Annotated in this window: 3 protein-coding genes; all 3 read right to left on the reverse strand. The window is 42.6% G+C overall.

Features of this window, described 5'->3' with window-relative positions:
- Positions 1-218: 218 nt before the first annotated feature.
- Positions 219-1,028, reverse strand: coding sequence for a 16S rRNA (adenine(1518)-N(6)/adenine(1519)-N(6))-dimethyltransferase RsmA (rsmA, locus tag B3014_RS01845; RefSeq protein ID WP_289245443.1), 810 nt, complete (start codon positions 1,026-1,028; stop codon positions 219-221).
- 7 nt (positions 1,029-1,035) lie between these two features.
- Entirely contained in the window at positions 1,036-2,022 is a 987-nt protein-coding gene (gene pdxA, locus B3014_RS01850) for a 4-hydroxythreonine-4-phosphate dehydrogenase PdxA (protein ID WP_289245442.1), read from the reverse strand.
- Positions 2,019-2,254: peptidylprolyl isomerase (locus B3014_RS01855; RefSeq protein WP_289286890.1), on the reverse strand; the 236-nt coding region annotated here is incomplete at its 5' end. The genes pdxA and B3014_RS01855, both read right to left, overlap by 4 nt.

Consider the following 2,254-nt stretch of genomic DNA (forward strand, 5'->3'; position numbering starts at 1 on the left):
GATTTATTCACAGCTTAATTCCTCATATCATTATTTATTTATGTCGTCCAAGTCCCAATAGCGACGTTAAGTTATGCTTCTGAGTCCCATTGGTTCTGAGTATCTAACTACAGCAAAATCAGCGTGTCAAGACAGTTAATTTCAGTTGTTAGCAAGATGTTATCTCTATCACACTCATACTTTATCCAGCTGAATTAGATTTGGCTAATCTGGCATGATTATTGAGATTCAGCTGATGCGGCCAGATAACAGCGTGTCAATCTGACAAAAGCATCGACAGAAATGGTTTCAGGGCGTTGTGTTGGATCGATGTCAGCAGCAAGAAAAATTTCTGGAGAAATCAACTTTTTCAACGTGTTAGCTATGGTTTTTCGGCGTTGACTGAAGGCTTGAGTCACAATCTGACTTAACACACGTATATCGACATCCCCACCAAGAGGTTGTTTGCGTGGTTGCAGATAAATAATGGCAGATTCCACTTTGGGTACTGGATCAAACGCCTCTGGTGGCACCACAAATAACATGTCTGTATGACATTGATACTGAATCATGATGCTCAATCGACCATACTGCTTTGTCCCAGGCTGCGCACAGATGCGCTCAACAACCTCTTTCTGCAGCATAAAACACATATCACTAATAGCGTCTGCAAAGCTGAGTAAATGAAACAATAAAGGTGTGGTGATGTTGTAAGGTAAATTGCCAATGATTCTAAGTGGTTTTTGCTCAGTGATTAATTGAGAGTATTCATATCTCAACGCATCCGCCTCGTGAATCTGTAATTGCTTATAGTCACTGAACTGACGTCTCAATAGCGGCACCAAGTCGCGATCAAGCTCAATCACATCCAGCTTTGAACAGCGCTGTAATAGTGGCTCTGTCAAAGCACCACGTCCAGGTCCGATTTCAACCAGATGTTGCCCTTCTTCAGGGCTGATTGCTTCTACTATTGAATTAATAATACTTTCATCGTGTAGAAAGTTTTGTCCAAAGCGTTTTCTTGCTCGTGGAAAAGATGATTGGCTCATAAGTTACTCATTGTGTATTCGCCATGGCTATTGCCATTTTTAGAGCGGCATACAAACTACTCGGATTCGCACGTCCTGTGCCCGCTAAATCAAGTGCTGTTCCGTGATCTACCGATGTTCTGATGAATGGTAAACCCAATGTGACATTAACGGCCTTACCAAATCCGTGATGTTTTAACACAGGCAAGCCCTGATCGTGATACATCGCTAAGACCACATCATAGTTTTGTAATTTATCTTGATTAAAAATAGTATCGGCTGGCCAGGCACCTGATACGGCATAGCCATCTTGAATAAAACGATCAATAACAGGCTGGATAATGTCAACTTCTTCGCGACCAAGATGACCATCTTCGCCGGCATGAGGGTTTAATCCACATACCGCTATCCTTGGTAAAGCGAGACCAAAGTGTTGCTGCATGGATTGATGAATTATGACAATCACCTCACTTAGTTCGTCAGATGTAATGGCATCCGCCACGTCTCGAAGTGGTAAGTGCGTAGTAGCCAAAGCCACTTTCAGTGAATCCGTCGCTAACATCATAACGACTTTTTTTACGCCAGCCCCATCTGCAAAAAACTCTGTATGCCCAGTAAACACCTCTCCAGAGTCGTTAATGATACCTTTGTGCACAGGGGCCGTAACGATGGCATCAAATTGTTTAGATAAGCAGCCATCCAATGCCGTTTGCAAAGTATCCAATACATAACGGCTATTCAGGTGATTCAATTCTCCAGCTTTCACAGGGGCTTTGAGTCGATGCGGTAAAACAAAAAGCTCGCCAGCCTCGGCTAATTGTCGAGGCTCGGATAGATCGATTTCAATTAAACTTATCGACAAGCCAAGCAGTTCTGCTCTTTGTTTAAGCAGTTCAGGATCCGCTAAAGCGATAAGCTGAGCTTCATGTTTTTGCTGCGCTAATGACAGAATAAGATCAGGTCCAATACCTGAAGGCTCTCCTGGAGTTAGTGCTATACGTTTGATGACACTCAAGGATTACGATACTCGACGTAAGCTTCATCACGCATTGAACGTAACCATGTTTCCATTTCTTCATCAATTTTACGCTGACGAATTTGTTCTCGCGCTTTTCCACGTTGATATTCTTCCGCCATATTTTCTTCTCGACGATCGAACACTTTGATTAAATGCCAACCAAATCGACTTTGAAAAATATCGCTCATTTCCCCGACGGCTAAGGCATTCATTTTTTCTTCAAATTCAG

The sequence above is a fragment of the Methylophaga sp. UBA678 genome (genome assembly GCF_002299105.1).
GTDB lineage: Bacteria > Pseudomonadota > Gammaproteobacteria > Nitrosococcales > Methylophagaceae > Methylophaga > Methylophaga marina.

Coding starts and splice junctions, on each gene's coding strand:
- rsmA (WP_289245443.1), bottom strand. CDS start 1,028: ATGAGCCAATCATCTTTTCCACGAGCAAGAAAACGCTTTGGACAAAAC.